25 protein-coding genes are annotated in these 24,761 nt (G+C 49.2%); 24 read left to right on the top strand and 1 reads right to left on the bottom strand.

Annotated features, from left to right (window positions below; translation table 11 throughout):
• The 22 genes from AB9R92_RS02230 to AB9R92_RS02125 form a co-directional block, all read left to right on the top strand.
• Window positions 1–492 (top strand): citrate/2-methylcitrate synthase (locus AB9R92_RS02230; RefSeq protein WP_370667904.1); only part of this gene is annotated, 492 nt, incomplete at its 5' end.
• 78 nt (window positions 493–570) lie between these two features.
• Window positions 571–1,839, top strand: a complete 1,269-nt coding sequence (gene icd / locus AB9R92_RS02225) for an NADP-dependent isocitrate dehydrogenase (protein ID WP_370667903.1) — start codon at window positions 571–573, stop codon at window positions 1,837–1,839.
• A gap of 62 nt (window positions 1,840–1,901) precedes the next feature.
• Window positions 1,902–2,840, top strand: coding sequence for a malate dehydrogenase (mdh, locus tag AB9R92_RS02220; protein WP_370667902.1), 939 nt, complete (start codon window positions 1,902–1,904; stop codon window positions 2,838–2,840).
• Between the two features lie 148 nt (window positions 2,841–2,988).
• The gene (locus AB9R92_RS02215; protein WP_370667901.1) at window positions 2,989–3,465 is read left to right on the top strand and encodes a MaoC/PaaZ C-terminal domain-containing protein; all 477 of its coding nucleotides are present in this window, start codon (window positions 2,989–2,991) and stop codon (window positions 3,463–3,465) included.
• A 45-nt stretch (window positions 3,466–3,510) separates the two neighbouring features.
• Window positions 3,511–4,218, top strand: a complete 708-nt coding sequence (locus AB9R92_RS02210) for a response regulator transcription factor (RefSeq protein WP_370667900.1) — start codon at window positions 3,511–3,513, stop codon at window positions 4,216–4,218.
• Window positions 4,215–5,615, top strand: a complete 1,401-nt coding sequence (gene pnpS / locus AB9R92_RS02205) for a two-component system histidine kinase PnpS (protein WP_370667899.1) — start codon at window positions 4,215–4,217, stop codon at window positions 5,613–5,615. Before AB9R92_RS02210 ends, pnpS begins: the two co-directional genes overlap by 4 nt.
• Window positions 5,616–5,624: 9 nt before the next feature.
• A complete protein-coding gene (locus AB9R92_RS02200) occupies window positions 5,625–6,845 on the top strand; it encodes a carboxylate--amine ligase (protein WP_370667898.1) in 1,221 nt (406 codons plus the stop codon).
• Window positions 6,846–7,016: 171 nt separating this feature from the next.
• Window positions 7,017–7,988, top strand: coding sequence for an FtsH protease activity modulator HflK (gene hflK / locus AB9R92_RS02195; protein ID WP_370667897.1), 972 nt, complete (start codon window positions 7,017–7,019; stop codon window positions 7,986–7,988).
• Window positions 7,988–8,968, top strand: coding sequence for a protease modulator HflC (hflC, locus tag AB9R92_RS02190; RefSeq protein WP_370667896.1), 981 nt, complete (start codon window positions 7,988–7,990; stop codon window positions 8,966–8,968). Before hflK ends, hflC begins: the two co-directional genes overlap by 1 nt.
• A 66-nt stretch (window positions 8,969–9,034) precedes the next feature.
• A complete protein-coding gene (gene polA / locus AB9R92_RS02185; protein WP_370667895.1) occupies window positions 9,035–11,671 on the top strand; it encodes a DNA polymerase I in 2,637 nt (878 codons plus the stop codon).
• Between the two features lie 13 nt (window positions 11,672–11,684).
• The gene (gene mutM, locus AB9R92_RS02180; protein ID WP_370667894.1) at window positions 11,685–12,554 is read left to right on the top strand and encodes a bifunctional DNA-formamidopyrimidine glycosylase/DNA-(apurinic or apyrimidinic site) lyase; all 870 of its coding nucleotides are present in this window, start codon (window positions 11,685–11,687) and stop codon (window positions 12,552–12,554) included.
• A gap of 9 nt (window positions 12,555–12,563) precedes the next feature.
• The gene (coaE, locus tag AB9R92_RS02175) at window positions 12,564–13,160 is read left to right on the top strand and encodes a dephospho-CoA kinase (protein ID WP_370667893.1); all 597 of its coding nucleotides are present in this window, start codon (window positions 12,564–12,566) and stop codon (window positions 13,158–13,160) included.
• A 109-nt stretch (window positions 13,161–13,269) separates the two neighbouring features.
• Complete coding sequence (locus AB9R92_RS02170) at window positions 13,270–14,289, top strand: glyceraldehyde-3-phosphate dehydrogenase (RefSeq protein ID WP_370667892.1); 1,020 nt, start codon at window positions 13,270–13,272, stop codon at window positions 14,287–14,289.
• A 311-nt stretch (window positions 14,290–14,600) separates the two neighbouring features.
• Complete coding sequence (gene speD, locus AB9R92_RS02165) at window positions 14,601–14,984, top strand: adenosylmethionine decarboxylase (RefSeq protein WP_068868886.1); 384 nt, start codon at window positions 14,601–14,603, stop codon at window positions 14,982–14,984.
• A gap of 121 nt (window positions 14,985–15,105) precedes the next feature.
• Window positions 15,106–15,582, top strand: a complete 477-nt coding sequence (gene nrdR, locus AB9R92_RS02160; protein WP_101190108.1) for a transcriptional regulator NrdR — start codon at window positions 15,106–15,108, stop codon at window positions 15,580–15,582.
• A gap of 12 nt (window positions 15,583–15,594) precedes the next feature.
• Window positions 15,595–16,965, top strand: a complete 1,371-nt coding sequence (locus tag AB9R92_RS02155; RefSeq protein WP_370667891.1) for a replication initiation and membrane attachment family protein — start codon at window positions 15,595–15,597, stop codon at window positions 16,963–16,965.
• Complete coding sequence (gene dnaI / locus AB9R92_RS02150; RefSeq protein WP_370667890.1) at window positions 16,966–17,904, top strand: primosomal protein DnaI; 939 nt, start codon at window positions 16,966–16,968, stop codon at window positions 17,902–17,904.
• Between the two features lie 756 nt (window positions 17,905–18,660).
• Window positions 18,661–20,589 (top strand): threonine--tRNA ligase, encoded by a 1,929-nt coding sequence (gene thrS / locus AB9R92_RS02145; RefSeq protein WP_370667889.1) that lies wholly within the window; start codon window positions 18,661–18,663, stop codon window positions 20,587–20,589.
• Window positions 20,590–20,851: 262 nt separating this feature from the next.
• A complete protein-coding gene (gene infC, locus AB9R92_RS02140) occupies window positions 20,852–21,370 on the top strand; it encodes a translation initiation factor IF-3 (protein WP_083509123.1) in 519 nt (172 codons plus the stop codon).
• 28 nt (window positions 21,371–21,398) lie between these two features.
• Window positions 21,399–21,599: a 50S ribosomal protein L35 gene (gene rpmI, locus AB9R92_RS02135; protein WP_058381064.1), complete on the top strand. Its 201-nt coding sequence runs from the start codon at window positions 21,399–21,401 to the stop codon at window positions 21,597–21,599.
• A gap of 180 nt (window positions 21,600–21,779) precedes the next feature.
• Window positions 21,780–22,139, top strand: a complete 360-nt coding sequence (gene rplT, locus AB9R92_RS02130) for a 50S ribosomal protein L20 (protein ID WP_058381063.1) — start codon at window positions 21,780–21,782, stop codon at window positions 22,137–22,139.
• Between the two features lie 89 nt (window positions 22,140–22,228).
• On the top strand, window positions 22,229–22,492 hold the full coding sequence (locus AB9R92_RS02125; RefSeq protein WP_370667888.1) for a DUF1294 domain-containing protein: 264 nt from the start codon (window positions 22,229–22,231) through the stop codon (window positions 22,490–22,492).
• Between the two features lie 15 nt (window positions 22,493–22,507).
• On the opposite strand, the gene AB9R92_RS02120 is transcribed toward AB9R92_RS02125, so the two are convergent.
• On the bottom strand, window positions 22,508–22,900 hold the full coding sequence (locus AB9R92_RS02120; protein ID WP_058381061.1) for a hypothetical protein: 393 nt from the start codon (window positions 22,898–22,900) through the stop codon (window positions 22,508–22,510).
• Between the two features lie 89 nt (window positions 22,901–22,989).
• Between AB9R92_RS02120 and AB9R92_RS02115 the strand changes: the two genes are divergently transcribed.
• Entirely contained in the window at window positions 22,990–23,475 is a 486-nt protein-coding gene (locus tag AB9R92_RS02115) for a dUTP diphosphatase (RefSeq protein ID WP_370667887.1), read from the top strand.
• A 71-nt stretch (window positions 23,476–23,546) separates the two neighbouring features.
• Window positions 23,547–24,635, top strand: a complete 1,089-nt coding sequence (locus AB9R92_RS02110) for a M42 family metallopeptidase (protein WP_370667886.1) — start codon at window positions 23,547–23,549, stop codon at window positions 24,633–24,635.
• The last annotated feature ends 126 nt before the right edge of the window (window positions 24,636–24,761 follow it).

The raw sequence follows: 24,761 nt of genomic DNA, 5'->3' as shown, positions 1-24,761 counted from the left end.
GCGATCGGCGCGTTGAAAGGCCCGCTTCACGGCGGCGCCAACGAGCAAGTCATGAAGATGCTGACAGAAATCGGGTCCGTCGACAATGTCGAGCCGGTCATCAAGCAAAAACTCGCGAACAAAGAGAAAATCATGGGCTTCGGCCACCGTGTCTACCAACAAGGCGACCCGCGGGCGAAGCATTTGCGCGAAATGTCGCAAAAGCTCACCGAACTTCGCGGCGAATCAAAATGGTACGACATGTCCGTCAAGATCGAGGAATTGGTGACGAGCGCAAAACCGCTTCCGCCTAACGTCGATTTCTATTCGGCATCGGTCTACCACTCCCTGAACATCGAGCATGATTTGTTCACGCCGATCTTCGCGGTCTCCCGTGCGTCGGGCTGGCTCGCGCACATCCTTGAGCAGTATTCGAACAACCGCCTGATCCGCCCGCGTGCGGAATACATCGGGCCGGGCATGCAGACCTACGTGCCGGTTGAAGAGCGTTAATTCAGGCAATACAATAAAATTTGATGGGGCTGACACAATGTGCAGCCCTATGACTTTGAACTCAGGAGGAACTTACACATGACGAACGGCGAAAAAATCTCAGTAGAAAATGGCGTTTTGAACGTCCCTAACAATGCAGTCATTCCATACATCATCGGTGATGGAACTGGACCGGATATCTGGCACGCAGCTTCACGCGTATTGGAAGAATCGGTAAACAAAGCTTATAACGGCGAAAAATCAATCGTTTGGAAAGAAGTCTTGGCTGGCCAAAAAGCTTTCGACGAAACGGGCGAGTGGCTTCCAGCTGAAACACTTGATGTTATCCGCGAATACTTGATCGCAATCAAAGGGCCACTTACTACGCCAATCGGCGGCGGTATCCGTTCATTGAACGTGGCACTACGCCAAGAGCTTGACCTTTATACTTGCTTGCGCCCTGTACGTTATTTCGAAGGCGTGCCTTCACCCGTGAAACGTCCTGAAGATACAGACATGGTCATCTTCCGTGAAAACACTGAAGATATCTACGCTGGCATCGAATACGCTAACGGCAGCGACGAAGTGAAAAAATTGATCTCATTCCTTACTGACGAAATGGGCGTTAAGAACATCCGCTTCCCTGAATCATCAGGTATCGGCATCAAACCGATTTCTGAAGAAGGAACAAAACGTTTGGTACGCGCTGCAATCAACTACGCGTTGACTGAAGGTCGCGACTCCGTAACACTTGTCCACAAAGGGAACATCATGAAGTTCACTGAAGGTGCTTTCAAAAACTGGGGCTATGAAGTAGCTGAGCAAGAGTTCGGCGACAAAGTCTTCACTTGGAACGAATACGATGCAATCAAAGACGAAAAAGGAACAGATGCTGCGAACAAAGCACAAGAAGATGCTTTGGCTTCAGGCAAAATCCTTGTTAAAGATTCCATCGCTGATATCTTCCTACAGCAGATCCTTACACGCCCAAGCGAGTTCGACGTTGTTGCAACAATGAACTTGAACGGCGATTACATCTCTGATGCACTTGCAGCACAAGTCGGCGGAATCGGGATCGCACCTGGTGCGAACATCAACTACGATACAGGACACGCAATCTTCGAAGCGACTCACGGTACTGCTCCGAAATACGCTGGCCTTGATAAAGTAAACCCATCTTCTGTCATCCTTTCAGGCGTCTTGATGCTTGAGCACCTTGGCTGGTCAGAAGCTGCGAAATTGATCTCTGATTCTATGGAAAAAACCATCGCGTCTAAAGTTGTCACTTATGATTTCGCTCGTCTAATGGACGGCGCAACAGAAGTGAAAACATCTGCATTCGCTGATGAACTAATCAAAAACATGTAAAATGAAAGAGGAGGCTTCGGCCTCCTCTTTGTTGTATCATCCGACGGAAAGGGGAGTTTTTCATGACATTTAAACGCAAGAAGATTTCGGTGATCGGTTCAGGATTCACAGGCGCCACGACGGCATTCCTGCTGGCGCAAAAAGAGTTGGGGGATGTCGTCATCGTTGATATTCCCGCAATGGAAGATCCGGCCAAAGGAAAAGCGCTGGATATGGCGGAAGCAGCACCTGTTTTGAATTTCGATGCACATATTACGGGGACTTCGGATTACGGGGATACGAAAGATTCCGACCTCGTCATCATCACGGCAGGCGTGGCCAGAAAACCGGGAATGAGCCGCGATGATTTAGTGCAGACCAACCAGAATGTCATGAAATCCGTCACGAAGGAAATCGTCGCCCATTCGCCAAATACGACAATCTTGGTGCTGACTAATCCGGTCGATGCGATGACTTACACTGTTTTTAAAGAGTCCGGCTTTCCAAAAGAGCGGGTCATCGGCCAGTCTGGCGTGCTTGACTCGGCACGTTTCCGCAGCTTTGTGGCGGAAGAGCTCAATCTGTCCGTCAAAGACATTACAGGATTTGTGCTGGGGGGCCACGGGGATGATATGGTGCCGCTTGTCCGTTATTCATTTGCAGGCGGAATTCCGCTCGAAACCCTTATCCCAAAAGACCGCCTGGAGCAAATCGTCGAGCGGACACGTAAAGGCGGCGCAGAAATCGTCAACCTTCTCGGCAATGGCTCCGCGTATTATGCACCTGCTGCCTCTTTGGTGGAAATGGCGGAGGCAATCATACTTGACCAAAAACGCGTGTTGCCATCGATTGCCTATTTGCAAGGTGAATATGGTATGGATGGAATCTATCTGGGCATTCCGGCAGTCCTCGGAGCATCCGGAATCGAAAAGATCATTGAAATCGAGCTGAATGAAGAAGAAAAACAAGCGCTCGACAAATCGGCTGCTTCTGTGAAAGCAGTAATGGACATTTTAGCGTAATTCATGAAGCCGGACAGGCAACCCTGTCCGGCTTTTTCAATAGCTGGCCAATAAGCCCTCAAGTGCGGCAGGAAGGCGGACGAACTTGCACTTATACCGTTGTAATTGATACTATAAGGATATGAAACACCTAGGGGAGGGAAAGCCTGTGTTGCTCGGAAAAAAGCGCAAATTAGGCAGGAAGATTGAAGACATTACAGTCGGCGAGAAGTTGAAGCTGACGGAAAAGGTTGAAGATAAGGACTTGCTCTTATATCTTGGGCTAACAAACGATGGAAATCCTTTGTATATCCAGCATGACTTCGCTTCAACGACCAGTTTTGAAAAGCCGGTCGTGCCGAATATCATGTTGACCGGAATCGTCACATCAGCAGTATCCAAGTATATGCCAGGACCAGGCTCATATATTTGCGAACAGCATCTGGTTTTCAAAAAGCCGGTCTACCATTACGCCACTATTGACTTTCTTTTGGAAGTGACGGATGTGGATGTAAGACGGAATTTGGCGACTATCCGTGTAGAAGGCACGGATGAAGAAGGCGCCATTTGCATTGAGGGGAAAGTCGTGGCACAGCCGCCGAAAACGTCGAACAAACTGACGACCCAGGCGATGGAGAATTTCTAAAGCGGTTTGGGATGGGGGTTCCAAATTGAGTGTGGAGGATGCAAAATGCCGAAGAAACTTTTGATCATTGAAGACGAACATTCGATTGCAACGCTGTTGTCGTATAATTTGGTGCAGGCAGGATATGAAACGATCATTGCGAATGACGGAAAACAGGGATACGATCTTGCGTTGAGCGAAAAGCCGGATTTGATCGTGCTCGACTTAATGCTGCCATCAATGGATGGCGTGGAAGTCTGCAAATCACTGCGCCAGCAGAAAGTGAACACCCCGATCATCATGCTGACGGCAAAAGGCGACGAATTCGATAAAGTGCTTGGCCTGGAGCTGGGAGCGGATGATTATATGACCAAGCCGTTCAGCCCGCGAGAAGTGGTTGCCCGCATCAAAGCGGTATTGCGCAGGGCAGAAACCAGCCCTGTCATCCAACAGGACGGGACTGCCCCGTATGTGTTTGGGAAATTGCAGATTTTCCCGGATCGGTTTGAGGTGTTTTTGGATGACAAGCAATTGGAGTTCACCCCGAAAGAATTCGAATTGCTCGTCTACCTGGCGGAAAACAAAAATAGGGTGTTGACACGCGATCAATTATTGAGCGCCGTGTGGAAATACGATTTTGCGGGCGATACACGGATTGTCGATGTCCACGTCAGCCATTTGCGTGAGAAGATCGAAACGAATACGCGCAAGCCGACTTATATCAAGACCATCCGCGGTTTAGGCTATAAATTCGAGGAGCCGAAAAGTTCATGACTTTCCGGCGCCGCTTGCTGATCTCCTTATTGCTGTGGATCGGTACGCTGCTCGTCGGGCTCTATTTGATCGTGCTCCAGTTTCTGCCTTTGTACGAGGAGGCGGAAAATAAATCCGCCGTGTGGCTGGCGCTTGGGCTGATTTTTCTCATCGGTTTTGTGGCATCGGCAGTCATCGGAAACCGCATCATCCGTATGCAAGTGGAGCCGGTGGAAAATGCGACGGCGACCGCAGTGGAACTGGTGAAGGGCAATTATCGCGCACGGGCTTATGAATCCGACGCCCAAGGCAGCTTGGAGCTGAACAAGACGATCAACGTGCTTGCCCGCAATTTGCAGGAAGTCGCCACTGTCCGCCAGATGGAACAGGAGCGGCTGAAAACCTTGATCGAGAATATGGGAAGTGCACTGGTCATGATTGACCGGCAAGGGACGATTTCCCTGGTCAACCGGGCGTTTCTCGAAGAAACCGGTTTGAGCAGTGAAGCGGTTCTTGGCAGTTTGTATAGGGAAATCAGCATTGCGCCCGAGTTGAAATCTTTTATTGAAACAGTGTTCATGACCGAAACCCGCGCGCGCGACCAAATCGAATTTGCCGAAGGGCTCAAAATGAAGAACCTGGACGTCTACGGTGCGCCGGTCATCGGTGAACACGAGCGGTGGCTCGGTGTAGTGATCGTTTTCCACGACATTACCGAACTGAAAAAATTGGAGCAAGTGCGCAAGGATTTTGTGGCGAATGTTTCCCATGAACTGCGGACGCCCGTTACCTCGATCAAAGGGTTTTCTGAAACCTTGTTGGACGGGGCCTATCAAGATACCGATACTTTATTGTCATTTTTGGAAATTATTCAGACAGAAAGCAATCGCTTGGAAATGCTCATCAACGATTTGCTGAACTTGTCGAATATGGAGCGTTCTGCATTCCATCTCGAGTTGGAGCCGACAGACCTGAAAGCTGTCATTGAACGTGCCGTCGAAACGGTGCACCCGAAACTGGCAGAAAAGAACATAAGCCTTGAATTGGATCTGGTACCGGTTATTGTGAACGGCGACGGGAACCGGCTCATCCAAGTAATCGTCAATTTACTGATCAATGCTTGCACTTATTCACAGGAAAACACCAAAGTGTCGCTGAAGCTTTATGCTGAAGGGCAGCAGGCCATCGTAGAGGTGGAAGATCAAGGCATCGGCGTCGAAGCCTCCGAAATCGGGCGCTTGTTTGAGCGTTTTTACCGGGTTGACCGGGCCCGGAGCCGGAATTCAGGTGGCACGGGGCTCGGGCTTTCAATCGTCAAACACATCATTGAAGCGCATCATGGCAATGTCGAAGTGGAAAGCGAAGTCGGCGTAGGAACGACTTTTACCGTCTATTTGCCGCTTGCGGAAGAACTTTAGGAGGAACATATGGAAACCAAACACCCATTTTTGCCGATTATTGTCGGCACCGATATGAATGCTTATAATATGGCGATTTCATTTCATGAAGCATATGGCATCAAGCCGATCTTGATCGGCAAAGAGCCGTTGTCCTTTACGGAAATGAGCTCCATCACTGAAACCATCGAATTTGATAAAAAACTATCCGAGCCGGAACATTTCGCTGATATTTTGATCGGCCTGGCGGATAAATATAGAGCTCCCGGCAAGACGTTGCTGCTCGTCGGCACGAACGATCTGTATGTGCGTTTGATCATCGAAAATGCCAAAGTGCTGCGCGAGCATTATGTCTTCAATTACCCGAACGAAGAATTGATGAACCAGCTGCAGATGAAGGCGAATTTCTACGAATTATGCAAAGAGCATGGCATCGATACGCCGACCACTTATTTTTACGATTGCAGCCAGGATGTGCCGTTCGACGATAGCGATATGATGTATCCAGTCGTCGTCAAGCCGAGCAATGGCATCGAATACAGCCGCAATAAGTTCGAGGGGCAGGAAAAAGTCTATAAAGTGGACAGCCCGAAGGAATTGTTTGAAGTCATTCAGAAAATCAAGGCAAGCGGCTACCGCGATGAATTGATCATTCAGGATTTCATTCCAGGCGATGATACATATATGTGGGATTCCGTCATTTACGCGAATGCCAAAGGCCAGACGCAATTGGTGACGTTCGCGCAAGTCGTCTTGCAAGAGCACACCGTGACGGCCATCGGCAATTACACGGCGCTCATCACGCGCTTTGACAAGGAAATGATGCAAAAGCTCCAGCATTTCCTCGAAGCGGTCGGCTATACCGGATTCGCCAATTTCGACTTGAAATACGATTCGCGCGATAAGAAATTCAAGGTGTTTGAAGTCAACATCCGCCAAGGGCGCTCCAGCTATTACGTGACGGCGCTTGGCCATAATATGGCAGAGTATCTGGTTGATGATTTGATCTATAAAACAGACAAGCCGATCACTTATTTGAATGAAGACTTTTTGTTCACGGTGGTCCCGAAAGTGGTATTGCGCAATTTCGTCCAAAACCAAGCCGTCCAAAAAGATATCAAGCGCTTGATCAAGGAAAAGAAATGGGGCAATCCGCTGTTTTATAAAAAAGACACCCATATGAAGCGCAAACTGTATCTTTTTGCGCGCCAAGTGAATTATTATAAGAAATACAAAAATAATCAATGGTAAGTTTACAAAGGCTTAACACCAGCTTCACAATCGGGTGCTATTCTTTAATAGAACCCCCTTCAACCGCATGACTTGAAAAAGAGCCCCTCCCCGGGCTCTTTTTCTATTTTGCTGAAACTATTTCACAATTATTCCGTATACATAGTTATAAAGATAAAAGGGGGAAACACCATGACTACGAAACGAGTGCTGTCGATTATCGGCTTATCGATTGCGGGCATACTTTTATTGGTCGCTGTCTTTACTTCCTGGTATACGGTTGATGAATCGGAACAGGCAGTCATCATCACATTCGGTGAAGCAGGAGAGCCAGTTACAGAATCCGGCCTTCACTTTAAGATGCCTTGGCCGATCCAAAAAGCGGAAGTGATGTCAAAAGAAACCTATAGCCTTCAATTCGGCTATGATCAAAACGCGGAAGGTGAAATCACTACATACGACAAGGAAACCAAAATGATCACAGGGGACGAGAACATCGTCCTGACGGATCTCGTCGTCCAGTGGAAAATTACCGATCCGAAAAAATTTCTCTTCAATGCAGAAGATCCGCGGGAAATGCTTCACGATGCCACATCGGCATCCATCCGGTCAATCATCGGAAATTCATTGATCGATGATGCCTTGACTTCCGGAAAGGCGGAAATTGAAGCGGAGACACGCGACCTGTTATCATCTCTTATCGAAGAATACGATATCGGCATTTCCATCTTGGCCGTGAAGCTTCAGGATGTGGAGCTGCCGAACGAAGATGTCCGCGCAGCGTTCACGAACGTGACAGACGCCCGGGAAACAATGAACACGAAGATCAACGAAGCGAATAAATACGAAAACCAGAAGCGCAACGAAGCCTTGGGTGAGAAATCGGCCATCAATTCCCGTGCGGAAGCGCAGAAAGTGGAACGTGTGGAGCAAGCGCGTGGCGACGTTGCGGTGTTCGATAAATTGTATGCCGAATACGAAGGCAATCCGGAAGTGACCCGGCAGCGCTTGATCATGGAAACCTTGGAGTCGGTGCTGCCGAATGCCAAATTGTATATCATGAACGATGACGAAGGAACGATGAAGTACTTGCCGCTAGGTGAAATGCAGACTGCGGTACCGCCGGCAACAGAAGAACAAACTGAAGAAGGGGGCGGCAACTGATGGATCCGAAACAGCCATTCGGCAATTCCAATACAACAGATATTTTTGGCAATAAAAACCGGCCCAAAAAACCGAGAGAGCCGAGAGAACCGATCAATTACAGGAAATACTGGAAACCGATCCTCATTTCGACCCTCGTCTTCTTTGCATTATTGATCGTGCTGACCAATACCTACGTCGTGAAAGAAAACGAATACCGCGTGGTCCGGCAGTTCGGCGAAGTCGTCAAAGTCCAGGAAGACCCAGGCATCAAAATGAAAATCCCGTTCATCCAAAGCATCACGACAATCCCGAAATACCAAATGACATATGATGTGACCGAAGCAGAAATCAACACGAGAGACAAAAAGCGCATTTTGATCGACAATTATGCCGTGTGGCGAGTGACCAACCCGCTGAGCATGATTTCGAACGCCGGCACAATCGTCAATGCCGAATCGCGCATGGAAGAGTTCATTTATTCTGTCGTGCGCACCGAGCTCGGCCAATTGAATTACGATGAAATCATCAACGATGAAAATTCCTCGCGCGGCAGCTTGAATGACACGGTGACGGAAAGAGTCAATGAATTGCTCAACACCGATCAATACGGCATCGAAGTTGTCGACGTCCGCATGAAGCGCACCGATTTGCCGGCAGAAAACGAACAAGCCGTCTTTACGCGCATGATCTCGGAGCGGGATTCGACTGCACAGGATTATTTGTCGCAAGGCGATGCGCGCAAACGTGAAATCGAAGCGCAAGCCGACCGCGAAGCACAGGAAGTCATCGCGACCGCCAAAAAAGAAGCGGCTTTGATCCAGGCGGATGGGGAAGCGGAAGCCGCCCAGATCTACAACGAATCGTTCTCAAAAGACCCGGAATTTTATGAGCTATACCGTTCACTCGAATCGTATTCGAAAACGGTCGGTGAAGATACGGTCATCATCATGCCGTCGGATTCGCCTTATGCACGACTGTTATCCGGAAATCTTGAATAGCTGATGAGCCGTCATTTCTCTTCTATTTGCCTGCGTGGTAAAATAAAGGGAATGACGGCTTTTTTTATGGAAAGGGGTAATTTTGTGTCAAAGAAAATTTTATTGCTCGATGGCAACAGCTTGGCATACCGCGCATTTTTCGCGCTGCCATTATTGACGAACGACAACGGAGTGCATACGAATGCGGTGTACGGCTTCACGACGATGCTGCAAAAGCTATTGGAGGAAGAAAAGCCGACACATATGATGGTGGCATTCGATGCCGGGAAAACCACCTTCCGCAACGAAGCCTATCAAGAATACAAAGGCGGCCGGCAAAAAACACCGCCGGAACTGTCCGAACAATTCCCATATTTGCGCAAGCTGCTTTCAGCATACCAAATCAAACAATACGAACTTGATAATTACGAGGCGGATGATATCATCGGCACGCTAAGCCTTCAAGCCGAACAGGCAGGCGACCAGGTCGTTGTCGTTTCCGGCGACAAGGATTTGACGCAGCTCGCCTCGAATTCGACGGTCGTCTACATCACCCGCAAAGGCATCACCGATATCGAGAAATATACAGTGGACCATATCCAGGAAAAATACGGCCTGACGCCGCTTCAGATCATCGATATGAAAGGCTTGATGGGCGATTCCTCCGATAACATTCCGGGCGTTCCGGGCGTCGGGGAAAAAACGGCTTTGAAGCTGCTCGCCAAACACGGGTCGGTGGAAGGCGTCTATGAGGCGATCGAGGAACAAAAAGGCAAGATGAAGGAAAAGCTCGTGGAAAATGAAGAGCTTGCCTATCTATCCAAAAAACTGGCGACAATCGAACGCCAGGCGCCAGTGGAAGTGTCGATCGATGAACTCGATTATGCTGGTCCGGACCAAGATGAGCTGGTGCGCATCTGGAATGAACTCGCCTTTAAATCTTTGCTCGAAAAGCTGGATTATACGGCTGAGGAAACCGAAAAGGAGGACTTGCATTTTAAAGTCCTTGAAACTGTCGATGCGAGCCTTCTTGAGGATGGCATGGCGGTCCATTTGGAATTATACGACGAGCATTACCATAGCTGTGATTTGCTTGGTGTTTCATTGGCATCCGAAAAAGCGACGTATGTCATCCCGATGGAAGTAGTGGTGGAGTCGGATGCGCTGAAAGCCTGGCTTGAAGATGAAGCCGCCAAGAAGTATATGTCGGATTCCAAAGCGGCGACAGCAGCATTCCTCAGAAAAGGGATCAAAATCGACGGGGTCGACTTCGATTTGATGCTCGGCGCCTATATTGTCAATCCGTCGCTGAAATACACGGACTTGGCTGATATTGTCCGTGAATACGGCTATTCGGATGTATCGACCAACGAACAGGTTTACGGCAAAGGGGCGAAGAAAAAAGTTCCTGCAGCGGCTGACTTAAATGAGCACATGGCGAGAAAAGCGAGAGCGATCTTCAACGTGCGCCCAATAGTGGTCAAGAAGCTCGAGGAAAATGAACAATTCGACTTGTACGACAAGTTGGAGCTGCCGCTCGCAAAAGTGCTTGGGCAAATGGAATCGCTCGGGGTCAAAGTGGACCGCGAACAATTGGCTGACATGGGCGTAGAATTGAAGCGCAAGCTCGGCATGATTGAACAGGAAATCTATTCACTTGCCGGACAGGAATTCAATATCAATTCGCCAAAACAGCTCGGGCTTATTCTTTTCGAGCAATTGGGCTTGCCCGCAATCAAAAAGACCAAAACCGGCTACTCCACTGCAGCGGATGTGCTGGAGAAATTAGAAGGCAAACATGAGATCATCCATCATATCTTGATGTACCGCCAGCTCGGCAAATTGTTGTCGACGTATATCGAAGGGTTATTGAAAGAAATCCACCAGGACGGCAAGGTCCATACCCGTTTCCAGCAAGCTTTGACGACGACCGGCAGGCTCAGTTCCACGAACCCGAACTTGCAAAACATCCCTGTACGCCTGGAAGAAGGCCGCAAAATCCGCAAAGCGTTCGTCCCATCAGAACCGGGGTGGGTCATGGTCGCAGCAGACTATTCACAGATCGAATTGCGTGTACTCGCCCACATGTCAAAAGACGAAAGCTTAATCGAAGCGTTTAAAGCGGATCTCGATGTCCATACGAAAACGGCGAGCGATGTCTTTAACGTAACACTGGAAGAAGTGACTCCGGACATGCGCCGCGCCGCCAAAGCAGTCAACTTCGGGATTGTTTACGGCATCAGCGATTACGGCTTGTCCCAAAACCTAGACATCACCAGGAAAGAAGCGGCTGATTTCATTGAAAAGTATCTATCCAGCTTCCCGGGAGTGCAAGGCTATATGACGTCCATTGTTGAACAGGCAAAAAAGGATGGTTTTGTCACGACCTTGATGAACCGCCGCCGCTATTTGCCGGACATCAACAGTTCAAACTTCAATTTGCGCAGTTTTGCGGAACGCACTGCGATGAATACGCCGATTCAAGGAAGTGCCGCCGATATCATCAAGCAGGCGATGATTGAAATGGATATCGCGCTTGAACGCGAAGGGCTGCAGTCGAAGATGATCTTGCAAGTGCACGATGAACTGATCTTTGAAGCACCTGCTGAAGAACTCGAAAAACTCATGGAATTGGTTCCGGAAGTGATGGAGTCGGCTGTGAAACTCAATGTGCCATTGAAAGTCGACATCGCTTCAGGCGACACTTGGTACGATACGAAATAAGGAGGAATGTGCGATGCCGGAACTTCCGGAAGTAGAAGGGGTGGTCCGGCAAATACGCCCCGTATCGATCGGCAAGCGCATCGTCTCGGTCGATGTGTCCGATACGATCCGAAAATCAAAGAAAGCGGGTAAGGAAGCGATCTTGAAGCGCATCGAAGCAGATGATTTTCAAGACCGCCTGGCCGGTGCCCAAATACTCGCCGTCGAACGGCGCAGCAAATATATTTACATGACCATGAAAAACGAGCAGGAATTCCTGCTCGTCAATCATCTGGGCATGTCGGGAGCGTGGTTTTTCGTCGATAGCCTGCTGTCGATCCCTGAAGATAAGTTCAGGCGCCACGTCCATGTGGTGCTGACACTCGATGATGGCAACCTGTTGGCGTTCTCGGATATCCGGCGTTTCGGGGAAATGCGTGTGCTGGATACGGAAGCGGATTTTCCGCCGCTCTTATTGATGGCGCCGGAGCCGTTTGCTGATGGGGCACTGGAATGGTTTTTGCAACAATCGGAAAGCCCGAAATTCCGCAACAAGCCAATCAAGGAAGTCATCATGGACGGCACGGTCATCTCAGGATGTGGCAATATATACGCTACCGAAGCCTTGTTCCGCATGAAGATCCATCCAAAGCGTGCCGCAAACCGTATCAGCCGCAAGCGGAAAATTGAATTGTTTCAAGCCATTGCCGCGATATTGCTCGAGAGCATCGAAGCGGGGGGCAGCACGATCTCCGATTACCGCAACATCAACGGGGAGTCGGGCAGCATGCAGAACCGTTTTGGCATGTACGGCAAGAAAGCGTGCACGGTTTGCGGGACAGAGACCAAAACAGTGAAAATCGCGAGCCGGGCGTCTGTCTATTGCCCGTCTTGCCAGAAATGAGGAGTACAGATGATCATTGGATTGACTGGCAGCATCGCGAGCGGCAAAAGCACCGTCTCGCAGATGCTCAAGGAATTGGGATATCCGGTCGTTGACGCAGATCTGGTCGCCAGGCAAGTCGTCGAACCCGGAACGGAAACCTTGCAGAGCATCGAGCAAGCATTCGGTCCTGAAGTGATACGTGCCGACGGGTCGATGGACCGCGAGAAAGTCGGGGCGATCATCTTCAATGATCCGGCGAGCCGAAAAAAACTGAATGACATCATCCACCCGGCAATACGCCGGGAAATGCTTAGGCAGCGCCAAGCATTTTTGGCTGAAGGATATGAAACCGTTATCATGGACATTCCGCTGTTATTCGAAAGTAAACTCCAACACATGGTCGACAAGATCCTGGTCGTCAGCGTATCGGAGCAAGAACAATTAAAGCGCCTCATGGAGCGCAACGGAATGGCTGAACAGGAGGCGAAAGCACGGATCGCGTCGCAATTGCCGATGAGTGTCAAAGAACAAGGCGCGGATGAAGTGCTCGATAATAACGGTTCTGTCGATGACACAAAACGCCAATTAATGCGCGTATTGGACAAGTGGCTGACACATCCGTAAAAAAGTATGCGCTTTCTTTCTTTTTCAGGTTCTCTAAAGTGAATAATGTGTTATACTATATATCGAATTAAAAATTTGAGTATGACTTATTTAATTGGGGGACAAATACATGACAGTTTCGATTGCAATTAACGGGTTTGGCCGCATTGGCCGTATGGTTTTCAGACAAGCGGTATTGATGGATGACGTAACAATTTCGGCGGTGAACGCCAGTTATCCGGCAGAAACACTTGCCCACTTGATTAAGTATGACACAAACCACGGCACCTTCTCCGGTGAAGTGAAAGCGGAAGAAAATGCGTTGGTTGTAAACGGAAAGCGTATCCGACTGGTCAGTGAACGCGATCCATTGAAACTTCCATGGGAGGAAATGGGCGTCGATATCGTCATTGAAGCCACCGGCAAATTCAACTCGCGCGATAAAGCTGCGCTTCATTTGGAAGCAGGGGCGAAAAAAGTCATCCTGACGGCGCCTGGCAAAAATGAAGACATCACAATCGTCATGGGCGTCAATGACGATAAATTGGATGTCGAAAAACACGACATCATCTCGAACGCCAGCTGCACGACGAATTGCTTGGCTCCTGTCGCAAAAGTGTTGAATGATGCATTCGGCATTGAAAACGGTTTGATGACGACTGTCCATGCGTATACCAATGATCAAAAGAACTTGGATAACCCGCATAAGGATCTTCGCCGTGCGCGTGCTTGTGCCCAGTCGATCATCCCGACATCAACAGGAGCTGCCAAAGCCTTGTCGCTGGTTCTCCCTGAACTCGAAGGAAAATTGCATGGCCTGGCGCTTCGCGTGCCGACGCCGAATGTCTCGCTCGTTGACCTTGTCGTCGATGTCCAACAGGATGTCACAGTCGAAGACGTCAACCGCGCGTTCACGGAAGCATCCGAAGGGGCGCTTGCAGGCATCCTTGATTTGACGATGGAGCCGCTTGTATCAATTGACTTCAATACAAACCCGAAATCCGCAATCGTTGACGGCTTGACGACCATTGTCATGGGCGACCGCAAAGTGAAGGTGCTCGCTTGGTACGATAACGAATGGGGCTACTCCGCACGCGTGGTCGACTTGATGAAAAAAGTAGCTAATTCTATGGCTGTCGCTTCAAAATAATGTAAAAAGAGCCCGCTTTTCTTCTTATTGAAAAGCGGGCTCTTTTTTTGTCTATACTTTGAAAAAAATTTCCGATAGAGCATTTATTTATTGCATTTAGAAAACATTCATCATATACTATGAATCGTAGCCAAAAACGGCTGCCACTTCTCAATTCTATTTATTATGTAGAGCAAGGAATTAGGAGCGTATATTATTATTCTTATGACTGCTTAAAGGGTTAGGACCTCTCTGGACTAACTTTCCCCCGTGGTAGTCAACTTTGAATATTTTGCGCAAAACCAAAATGTTATCAAAGGGGGAAACGAACCATGGAAACTATGGGACGTCACGTAATCGCAGAACTTTGGCAGTGTGATTTTGACAAATTGAACGATATGGATTATATCGAAAAGACTTTTGTCGATGCTGCACTCAAATCAGGTGCGGAAATCCGCGAAGTCGCTTTTCATAAATTTGCACCACAGGGTGTCAGCGGCGTAGTCATCATTTCGGAATCACACCTGACTATCCACAGCTTCCCGGAACACGGGTATGCGAGTGTCGATGTGTATACTTGCGGAGATCTCGATCCGACAATTGCAGCTGATTACATCGCGCAAGCTTTGGATTCAAAACAAAGCGAAGTAACTGAAGTGCCACGCGGCATGGGACCAGTCGGTGCTGGAGCGACCAAAGTGTCACTGACAGTGTAACTGGCCATTAATAACGCAAAACACAAGCAGAGGAGAAAATCCTCTGCTTTTTCTAATGTTTAGGGAATATTTTTGTTATACTGTTACTACCAGATAGAGAATTTTCGGGGAGATGTCTACCATGAAATGTCCAGCTTGCCAGCATAACGGCACCCGCGTAGTAGATTCGCGGCCAATAGATGAAATGAAATCAATCCGCAGGCGCCGTGAATGCGAAGCGTGCGGTTACCGCTTCACCACGTTCGAGAAGGTGGAAGAGATGCCGCTGATCGTCGTGAAAAAAGATGGCTCCCGCGAAGAGTTCAGCCGGGAAAAAGTGTTACGCGGCTTGATTCGCGCTTGTGAAAAACGCCCAGTCTCGCTCGATATGCTAGAAGGGGTCGTTTTCGATATCGAAAAAGAACTTCGCCGAAGCGGCAATCCTGAAGTGAAATCGGAAGAAGTCGGTGAATTGGTCATGAACCGCTTGGCGGATATCGACGAAGTCGCTTATGTGCGCTTCGCTTCTGTCTATCGCCAGTTCAAAGACATTACGGTCTTCATCGATGAACTTAAGGATCTGCTTGACCGCAATCCAGGCGACAAGGACAGCAAATAAGGCGGTGACGACATGATGATGTTCAAAGAACTCCAGCCCGCCGACTTGTACCGGATCCGCATGCCTTATCCTTTCTCCAACTACGACCGCCAATTGCTGACGCTGCTTTATCAGCCGATGGTCGGGTCGGACGCCATCTCGCTTTACTTGACGCTTTGGGCAGAAGGGGAAATGCGGTCTGTGGATTCAACGCATTATACATTGATGAACACGCTCGGAAAACCGGTCAAAGCGATCTTTGAATCCCGCATCCAACTGGAGGCGATCGGCTTATTGAAAACTTTCCGGAAAGACGGGGAAGACCGTTCTTTCATATATGAACTGTGCCCGCCGCTCGATCCGAAAAGCTTTTTTGCTGATCCGCTGTTGTCGATGTTCCTGTTCAGCAAGATCGGGGAATCGTCTTACCGCCGCGTCCGCGACCGTTTTGTCATCCAGACTCCGCTCGCTGAAGGATACGAGGAAGTCTCGAGGACTTTCACGGATATCTTCCAGCCGGTGCATGCGAAGGCCGGTTATCCGGCAGACCAAAAAGAGCTCGAATCACGGACGGACGGGGAATACGGAATGGAGCAGGACTTTGACTTTGCGCTGCTGCGCCAAGGACTTTCCGAACAGCTCGTGCCAAAGCGAGTATTGACGCCCGCCATCCGCAATTTCATCGTGAAACTTTCGTTCCTTTATGGTTTCGGCCCACTTGAAATGCAAAAGGTCGTATTGCTGGCGATCGAAGATGATTACCGAATAGATGAGGAAGGGCTGCGAAAAGCCGCTTCCGATTATTATAAAATGACCGTCACAACGACCGCGCCGAAACTCGAGCCGGTCACAAAGGCAGAACCAAAAACGCAACAACCTGACACGCAACAAGCGCCTGCAAACAAAGAAGACGAGTTGATCGCATATCTTGAATCGACATCGCCGCTTCAAGTACTGCGCGATATCGCCGACGGCAAAGAACCGCTTCCGGCCGATGTGCAATTGGCGAACCAATTGGTGACGCAGCACGGCATGGAGCCGGCGGTCGTCAACGTGTTGCTTCAATATGTTTTGTTGCGCACGGACATGAAATTAACGAAAGCGTATGTGGAAAAAATCGCATCGCATTGGTTGAGAAAAAATGTCACCACGGCCAAGCAGGCGATGGAATTTGCCCGCATCGAGCATACACAGTACATGAAATGGAAAAACGAATCAGGCGCCGCGCCGAAAAGGGCGTCATCTTCCGGGCGCAAGCCGATCCGGGAAGAAAAACTGCCTGAATGGTTCAACAAGAAAGATGAAGCGGAAACCCCTGTGCAAGGAGCTTCCAGTGAACAGCTCGAACAGGAAAAGCAGAAATTGCTTGCGAAGCTTGCGTTGAAGAAAAGAAAGGGTGATTAGATGGAACCGATTCGTGAAACGATGAAACGAGTGGTCAATGCGCCCTCATTTTCCGAGCGCTACGATGCGATGAAGAAAGAAGTGCTGGAACATCCCGGCGTCCTCAAATTCCTGAAAGAACACGAAGAGGAAATCGACGGGCCGACAGTGGAAAAAGGGATGGGCAAGCTATACGAATATATTGACCAATCGCATGACTGTAACAAATGCCCAAACCTCGGCGGCTGCATCAATCATCTGAAGGGCTTCGAACCAAATCTCGTATTGGAACGCGGCAATATCGGCATCTCGTACACAAAATGCCGTTTGAAGACCGCTGAAGACAATATGCGCCATGCTTCGTCATTGATTCACAGCATGTATATGCCGAAAGAAGTAATGGCGGCGAGAATTGAAAACTTCGAGCTGGACGACCGCAGGCTTCCTGCTTTTCGTGCAGTTGATGAGTTTCTGGAGAAAGCGACAGGCCCGGACTCGCTCCCGGAAAAAGGCTTGTATTTATATGGCAAATTCGGAACTGGAAAATCCTATTTGTTGAGCGCAGTCGCAAATGAACTCGCGGAGATCAATGTGAAAACGGTTCTCGTGTTCGTGCCGGAATTTATGCGCGAAATGAAACAAGCGATCGGCGACCATACACTGCAGGAGAAAATCGAATACGTCAAAAAAGCTGATGTGCTCATGCTCGATGATATCGGGGCTGAAGCCATGTCGAGCTGGACGCGCGACGAGGTACTCGGAACAATCCTTCATTACCGGATGGCGGAAAAATTGCCGACTTTCATGAGCTCGAACTTCAGCTATTCTGAACTCGCCCATCATTTGACTTATTCCCAACGCGGCGAAAAAGAAGACTTGAAAGCAGCGCGTATCATGGAACGGATCCAGGCATTGACCGTACCAGTCAAACTTGAAGGCGAAAACCGCCGCAACAAGTAACAGAAACTATTGCCTTTTGATTTTTTTCATCGTATAGTAAGAATCATCAATAATGATTTACATGCAATGACAAGGACATGAGCGATCACGCATGGCACACAGAGAGGGAAGACGCGGCTGAAAGCTTCCCGGCACAGCGTTTTTGTTTACCCCCTTCGAGCAGCGCCTGCGAACACCAGTAGCAGGCGACGGTACCGGCCCGTTAGCCGATGCAGAGCTTCATTCCGCGCGCAAAAACTGCGTGGAAGAGAAGAAGGGTGGAACCACGAACAGAGCTTCGTCCCTTTTGGGATGGGGCTTTTTGTGTGGGCAAAAAGAAAAGCTGAAGCTGCCAAAAGCGGAAGCTAAGCTAAGGACGCGACGTCCTGTCGCAACGCTTAGCTGACCCACATCCTGTGGCCCTCCGACAGGCGTAAGCCGGGTTCTCGAAGCGGCGCTTTATGCCGCGCAGCCAGGGTGACTTAAGACCCCGAGGAGCTAGGCGCTGAAGCTAGACACCAAGAAAAGCGGAAGCTGCCGAAAGCGGAAGCTAAACTAAGGACGCGACGTCCTGTCGCAACGGTTAGCTGACCCACATCCTGTGGCCCTCCGACAGGCGTAAGCAGGGTTCCCGAAGCGGCGCTTTATGCCGCACAGGGAAACTGGCTTACGACCCGAGAGGCAGGCAGCTGAAGCTGGACACCAACAGAAATGGAAGAGCTGAACCAGACCCTGTGGTTCGCGATTCACCCGACAAAATTTAAAGGAGAGATTCATATGGCAGACATGATTCAATTAACATTTCCAGACGGCGCAGTAAAAGAGTTCGCCAAAGGAACATCTACAGAAGAAATCGCACAGTCGATCAGCCCTGGCCTTCGCAAAAAAGCAGTAGCGGGCAAACTTTCCGGCAACTTGGTTGACTTGAAAGCGCCACTTGAAGAGGACGGCGATATCGCGATCATCACACCGGAATCCGAAGAAGCATTGGAAGTTCTTCGCCACAGTTCAGCACATTTGATGGCTCAAGCAGTCAAGCGCCTGTATCCGGATGCCAAGCTTGGCGTTGGGCCGGTCATCGAAAACGGCTTCTATTATGATATCGACACAGAGTCGGCGATTACTGCTGAAGATTTACCGCTCATTGAAAAAGAAATGAAGAAAATCATTAACGAAAACTTGGACATCGTCCGCGTGGAAGTGTCGAGAAATGAAGCACAGCAGCGCTTTGAAGCGATCAGCGACCCTTACAAGCTGGAGCTTCTGGAAGCGATTCCTGAAGATGAGCAAGTGTCGATCTACGAACAAGGCGAATTTTTCGACCTGTGCCGCGGCATCCACGTGCCATCGACTGGGAAATTGAAAGAATTTAAATTACTGAGTGTCGCAGGTGCCTATTGGCGCGGCGATAGCGATAACAAAATGCTCCAGCGCATCTACGGAACAGCTTTCTTCAAAAAAGAAGAATTGAAAGCCCATCTTGAAATGCTGGAAGAAGCGAAAGAGCGCGACCACCGTAAAATCGGCAAAGAGCTCAATTTGTTCATGAACTCCCAAAAAGTCGGGCAAGGCTTGCCGATGTGGCTGCCGAAGGGCGCGACAATCCGCCGCATCATCGAACGCTATATTGTCGACAAAGAAGAGCGCATGGGCTATGACCACGTGTATACACCGGTCATGGGCAGTGTCGAACTGTACAAGACTAGCGGCCACTGGGACCATTACCAGGAGAACATGTTCCCGGTCATGCAAATGGACAATGAAGATCTAGTGCTGCGCCCGATGAACTGCCCGCATCATATGATGATCTACAAGCAAGGAATTCATTCCTACCGCCAATTGCCGATTCGTATCGCAGAACTTGGCTTGATGCACCGCTACGAGATGTCCGGTGCCTTGTCCGGTTTGCAACGAGTGCGCGGCATGACATTGAACGATGCGCATCTATTCGTGCGCCCGGACCAGATCAAAGAGGAATTTAAACGCGTCGTCAATCTCGTCATCGAAGTGTACAAGGACTTTGATCTGAAAGATTATTCGTTCCGCGTGTCTTACCGCGACCCGGCGGATAAAGAAAAATACTATGACGATGACGCGATGTGGAACCGTGCGCAATCGATGCTGAAAGAAGCGATGGATGAACTCGGCCTCGATTATTTTGAAGCAGAAGGCGAAGCGGCATTCTACGGGCCGAAACTCGACGTTCAAGTGAAAACGGCACTCGGCAAAGAAGAAACATTGTCGACTGTCCAGCTTGATTTCCTATTGCCGGAGAAATTCGATTTGACATACATCGGCGAAGACGGCAAACAGCACCGCCCGGTCGTCATCCACCGCGGCGTCGTCTCGACCATGGAACGATTCGTCGCATTCCTGATCGAAGAATACAAAGGCGCCTTCCCAACTTGGCTCGCGCCGGTACAAGTGGAGGTCATTCCGGTATCGCTTGATGTGCACAGCGAATACGCAAAAGAGCTTCAGGAAAAAATGCAGCAGCATAAATTGCGCGTCGACATCGATGAGCGCGATGAAAAACTGGGCTATAAAATCCGCGAAGCACAGATGCAGAAAGTTCCTTATATGCTCGTTATCGGCGATAAGGAACTCGAAAGCGGCTCGGTCAATGTCCGCAAATACGGCGAGCAGAACTCGGAGAGCATGCCATTTGAAGACTTCCTTAAACTCGTTCAATCCGAACTTCGCTAAAGTGCTTGACAGTAAAAGCGCTGCGTGATATTCTTATTTAGGTTATTGAATACTTATATGTGCAAGCAGGAGCGCCCGCTTCTCACCTGATCGACCGATTGTTGGCAGGTAGACACGATTGACTTTTACATGCAGTTAGCATGTGTCATATTATGGCGGGCGGACTCCTCGGGGTTCGCCCGCTTTTTGTTTGCGCCTGTGAACCGGATCGTCCGGTTTACACATTTAAGCTATTCGCGACACTACCCGGAGGTGGATCATTATTAGCAGAGACAACAATGTAAACGAAGGCATTCGTGCACGTGAATTACGGGTTATTGACCAAAATGGTGAACAGCTCGGAATCAAATCACGCAACGAGGCGCTCGAGATTGCAGCTCGTGTCAACTTGGATCTAGTACTAGTGGCTCCTCAAGCTAAGCCGCCGGTCGCACGGATCATGGACCACGGCAAGTTCAAATTTGAACAGCAAAAGAAAGAGCGCGAAATTCGTAAAAACCAAAAAATCATCAATGTTAAAGAGGTTCGTTTGAGCCCTGGCATCGATGACCACGATTTTAACACGAAGCTCCGCAATGCCATCAAGTTCCTTGAAAAAGGCGACAAAGTGAAAGCTTCAATCCGTTTCAAAGGCCGTGCGATCACGCACAAAGAAATCGGACAACGCGTCCTTGAACGCTTCGCAGAAGAGTGCAAGGAAGTCGCGACGGTTGAACAGCGCCCGAAAATGGAAGGCCGCAGCATGTTCTTGATGCTGAACCCGGTCAACGAGAAGGAATAATAGCATAATTGTTTAGGAGGAACCCGAAATGCCGAAAATGAAAAGCCACAGTGGAGCGTCTAAACGCTTCAAGAAAACTGGAACTGGTAAAGTAAAACGCAACCGTTCCCACACAAGCCACTTGTTCGCAAACAAGTCAACTAAGCAAAAACGTAAGCTCCGTAAGGGCTCATTGGTTTCTGCAGGCGACTTGAAACGCATCAAATCTTTGATCTACAACATGAAGTAAAACTAGAAAAGCGTAAGCGCCCGGTTAGATTCGACGGGCATAAAGCGAAGAGGCGAAGCGGCGCTTTTTGCCGCACAGCCGCTTGGACTTATGACCCCGAGAATCTGGGCGCTGCAGTCTAGACAACACCAACAACTACAAAAATCGAATTTTTCATATTCAAGCAGGAGGTAATTCAATATGCCACGCGTAAAAGGCGGAACAGTGACGCGCAAGCGTCGTAAAAGAGTATTAAAATTAGCTAAAGGTTATTACGGTTCTAAACACTTACTATTTAAAGTAGCGAACCAACAAGTCATGAAGTCAGGTAACTATGCTTACCGTGACCGTCGCAACAAAAAACGTGATTTCCGCAAATTGTGGATCACGCGCATCAACGCAGCAGCTCGTTTGAACGACATTTCTTACAGCCGCTTGATGCACGGATTGAAACTTGCTGGCATCGACATCAACCGCAAAATGCTAGCTGAAATCGCTGTATCTGATGCAGCTGCTTTCACAGCTTTGGTTGACCAAGCGAAAAAAGCATCTAACAACTAATTCACCATGGGCCTAGCGCCTGGTTGAAGAGAAGGAAGGCCGGCTAATTGCCGGCCTTTTTTTGTTGAAACGGGTCGGGAGGGAAAATAATGATCATTTTGGCAGCTTATTTGGCCGCCATGTCGAGTTTTGCCTTTGTCATGATGTGGGCAGACAAACGGCAGGCGCAAGCGCGTGGACCGCGCATCCCTGAAAAACGCCTGTGGCTGGCCGCAGCAATCGGCGGCGGTATCGGGGCATACGCAGGAATGATGCTCTTCAGGCATAAAACGAAGCATACGAATTTCCGCATCGGATTCTTTGCTTTAGCCTTGATGCAGGCAATCCTCCTTGTTTGGGTTGCAGCTCAATAAAAAAGAGGAAGAAGCTCAGGCTTCTTCCTCTTTTTTCATCAATTGTTCGATTGGGCTTTTCCAGGAAATGTCGGCATCCGGATAATTCATGCGGATTTCCTTCTCCAGAAAATGAAAATCCTCTTTAGAGAAGCCGATCAGCTTGTCGGGTGTCTCCGTCCAGATGAAAATGGACACGACATCAAAAGCCTCTTTTGTGGTCCCTAGATATTTCTCGCCTTCAAACAGGACGCCGCGCATGGCGATGAAAAAGTTCTTGCGGACGTTCCCTACGTCGTCATGGAAATAATAAGTGCCGGATTCAAGCGCGGCATCAAGCTTGCGCTTTGGGTCAAAAATGAATTTCAGGAGACGGTAAAACAGATAGATGATCAAGGCGATGATGATCAAGCGGATCAAAAATGCCATCGGATTGCCCCCTTATCAAGATAGTCTTGTGTATAATACGTAACAGAAGCTTGGAAGTTTCACTATTTTTATGGAAAAGAGGAAAATCTATGAACCTTCAGGAATTATTCCGCATGCAGCGCGAGCTCGACCGCTATATCCAAACGAACAGAAACGTTGAGGAATCCGTATTCCGCAAGAAAGTGCTGGCGCTTCAAGTGGAATTATCGGAGCTTGCGAACGAAACGAGGTGCTTCAAGTTCTGGAGCACGAAAGGCACGTCAGATAAAAGCATTTTGCTAGAGGAGTACGTCGACTGCATTCACTTTATCCTGTCGCTCGGTATTGAGAAAGGCTTTGATTCACTGGAAAAATGGCCAGCGCCGGCGAATGAACAAGACTTGACGGAACTGTTCCTTTCTGCGCATCAAGAAGTCGGCCGCTTTGCAGAACAAGCGACCTCGGAAAAATACGAAAACTTATGGCGGACGTTTGGCGCTCTGGCAGAAGCGCTCGGCTTCAGCTACGAGGACGTGCTGACAGCATATGTAGAAAAGAATGAAACCAACTACAAACGCCAGCAGCAAGGGTATTGAATGAATCTTTTGATAACGTAACCGCTTTCCTATATACTGAAAAAGCAATGACTATTTAGGAGGTCGAAATAATGTCGAAATTAGATGAAACACAACAAATGTTGAAAGAACTTACAGATGCGAATGGCATTCCCGGCAACGAACGCCAATCCCGCGAGGTTATGAAGAAATACATAGAGCCGTTTGCCGATACGATCGAGACGGATAATCTCGGCAGCTTAATTGCTAAAAAAGAAGGGCTTGCAGGCGGGCCGAAGATTATGGTCGCAGGGCACCTGGATGAAGTCGGCTTCATGATTTCCCAGATTGACGACAAAGGATTTTTGAAATTCCAAACGGTCGGCGGCTGGTGGAACCAGGTCATGCTCGCTCAACGCGTAACGATCACGACGCGCAGCGGCAAAGAAATCACCGGCGTTATCGGATCCAAACCGCCGCATATCCTGTCTCCGGAAGCACGCAAAAAACCGGTGGAAATCAAGGACATGTTCATCGATATCGGTGCCTCTTCGCGTGAAGAAGCAAAAGAATGGGGCGTCACGCCAGGCGATATGGTCACTCCTTACTTCGAGTTCACGGTCATGAACAACGACAAGCTGTTGATGGCAAAAGCCTGGGACAACCGCATTGGCTGCGCCATCGCCATCGATGTCTTGAAAGGCTTGAAAGGCGTTGACCACCCGAACGTCGTGTATGGCGTCGGAACGGTCCAGGAAGAAGTCGGCTTGCGCGGCGCGAAAACGGCGACTTCATTCATCCAGCCGGACATCGGGTTTGCAGTGGATGTGGGTATCGCAGGAGACACGCCAGGCGTCACATCAAAAGAATCCAACAGCAAAATGGGCGACGGCCCGCAAATCCTGTTGTTCGACGCCTCGATGGTGTCACACCGCGGCTTGCGTGAGTTGGTTGTCGATACCGCGGAAGCGTCAGGAATCCCGTACCAGTTCGAAACGATTGCAGGCGGGGGGACAGATGCCGGCTCGATCCACTTGACGGCAAACGGTGTGCCGGCCTTGTCAATCGGTGTAGCGACGCGCTACATCCATTCACACGCAGGCATCCTGCACCGCGACGACTACGAAAATGCGGTGAAACTGATCATCGAAGTGATCAAGAAATTGGACAAAGACACCGTCACACGCATTACGTTTGATTGAATAATGAAACCCCTCGCGCTTTTAGACTAACACAGTAAAGTGAGACACTATAAAACACCTTCGAGATGGTACACTTACCACAAGTACTGAAATCGGAGGTGTTTTTGCATGGGCAAAAACGTGTAT

The organism is Planococcus sp. SSTMD024, assembly GCF_041320495.1.
Lineage (GTDB): Bacteria > Bacillota > Bacilli > Bacillales_A > Planococcaceae > Planococcus.
The sequence above is the reverse complement of the archived record's forward strand: the minus strand, read 5'-3'. Positions and strand labels throughout refer to the sequence as shown.

Bases quoted from the DNA above. Each gene is read 5' to 3' on its own strand.
- icd (WP_370667903.1), top strand. From the start codon at position 571: ATGACGAACGGCGAAAAAATCTCAGTAGAAAATGGCGTTTTGAACGTC.
- mdh (WP_370667902.1), top strand. From the start codon at position 1,902: ATGACATTTAAACGCAAGAAGATTTCGGTGATCGGTTCAGGATTCACA.
- AB9R92_RS02210 (WP_370667900.1), top strand. From the start codon at position 3,511: ATGCCGAAGAAACTTTTGATCATTGAAGACGAACATTCGATTGCAACG.
- pnpS (WP_370667899.1), top strand. From the start codon at position 4,215: ATGACTTTCCGGCGCCGCTTGCTGATCTCCTTATTGCTGTGGATCGGT.
- AB9R92_RS02200 (WP_370667898.1), top strand. From the start codon at position 5,625: ATGGAAACCAAACACCCATTTTTGCCGATTATTGTCGGCACCGATATG.
- hflK (WP_370667897.1), top strand. From the start codon at position 7,017: ATGACTACGAAACGAGTGCTGTCGATTATCGGCTTATCGATTGCGGGC.
- hflC (WP_370667896.1), top strand. From the start codon at position 7,988: ATGGATCCGAAACAGCCATTCGGCAATTCCAATACAACAGATATTTTT.
- polA (WP_370667895.1), top strand. From the start codon at position 9,035: ATGGAAAGGGGTAATTTTGTGTCAAAGAAAATTTTATTGCTCGATGGC.
- mutM (WP_370667894.1), top strand. From the start codon at position 11,685: ATGCCGGAACTTCCGGAAGTAGAAGGGGTGGTCCGGCAAATACGCCCC.
- coaE (WP_370667893.1), top strand. From the start codon at position 12,564: ATGATCATTGGATTGACTGGCAGCATCGCGAGCGGCAAAAGCACCGTC.
- AB9R92_RS02170 (WP_370667892.1), top strand. From the start codon at position 13,270: ATGACAGTTTCGATTGCAATTAACGGGTTTGGCCGCATTGGCCGTATG.
- speD (WP_068868886.1), top strand. From the start codon at position 14,601: ATGGAAACTATGGGACGTCACGTAATCGCAGAACTTTGGCAGTGTGAT.
- nrdR (WP_101190108.1), top strand. From the start codon at position 15,106: ATGAAATGTCCAGCTTGCCAGCATAACGGCACCCGCGTAGTAGATTCG.
- AB9R92_RS02155 (WP_370667891.1), top strand. From the start codon at position 15,595: ATGATGATGTTCAAAGAACTCCAGCCCGCCGACTTGTACCGGATCCGC.
- dnaI (WP_370667890.1), top strand. From the start codon at position 16,966: ATGGAACCGATTCGTGAAACGATGAAACGAGTGGTCAATGCGCCCTCA.
- thrS (WP_370667889.1), top strand. From the start codon at position 18,661: ATGGCAGACATGATTCAATTAACATTTCCAGACGGCGCAGTAAAAGAG.
- rpmI (WP_058381064.1), top strand. From the start codon at position 21,399: ATGCCGAAAATGAAAAGCCACAGTGGAGCGTCTAAACGCTTCAAGAAA.
- rplT (WP_058381063.1), top strand. From the start codon at position 21,780: ATGCCACGCGTAAAAGGCGGAACAGTGACGCGCAAGCGTCGTAAAAGA.
- AB9R92_RS02125 (WP_370667888.1), top strand. From the start codon at position 22,229: ATGATCATTTTGGCAGCTTATTTGGCCGCCATGTCGAGTTTTGCCTTT.
- AB9R92_RS02120 (WP_058381061.1), bottom strand. From the start codon at position 22,900: ATGGCATTTTTGATCCGCTTGATCATCATCGCCTTGATCATCTATCTG.
- AB9R92_RS02115 (WP_370667887.1), top strand. From the start codon at position 22,990: ATGAACCTTCAGGAATTATTCCGCATGCAGCGCGAGCTCGACCGCTAT.
- AB9R92_RS02110 (WP_370667886.1), top strand. From the start codon at position 23,547: ATGTCGAAATTAGATGAAACACAACAAATGTTGAAAGAACTTACAGAT.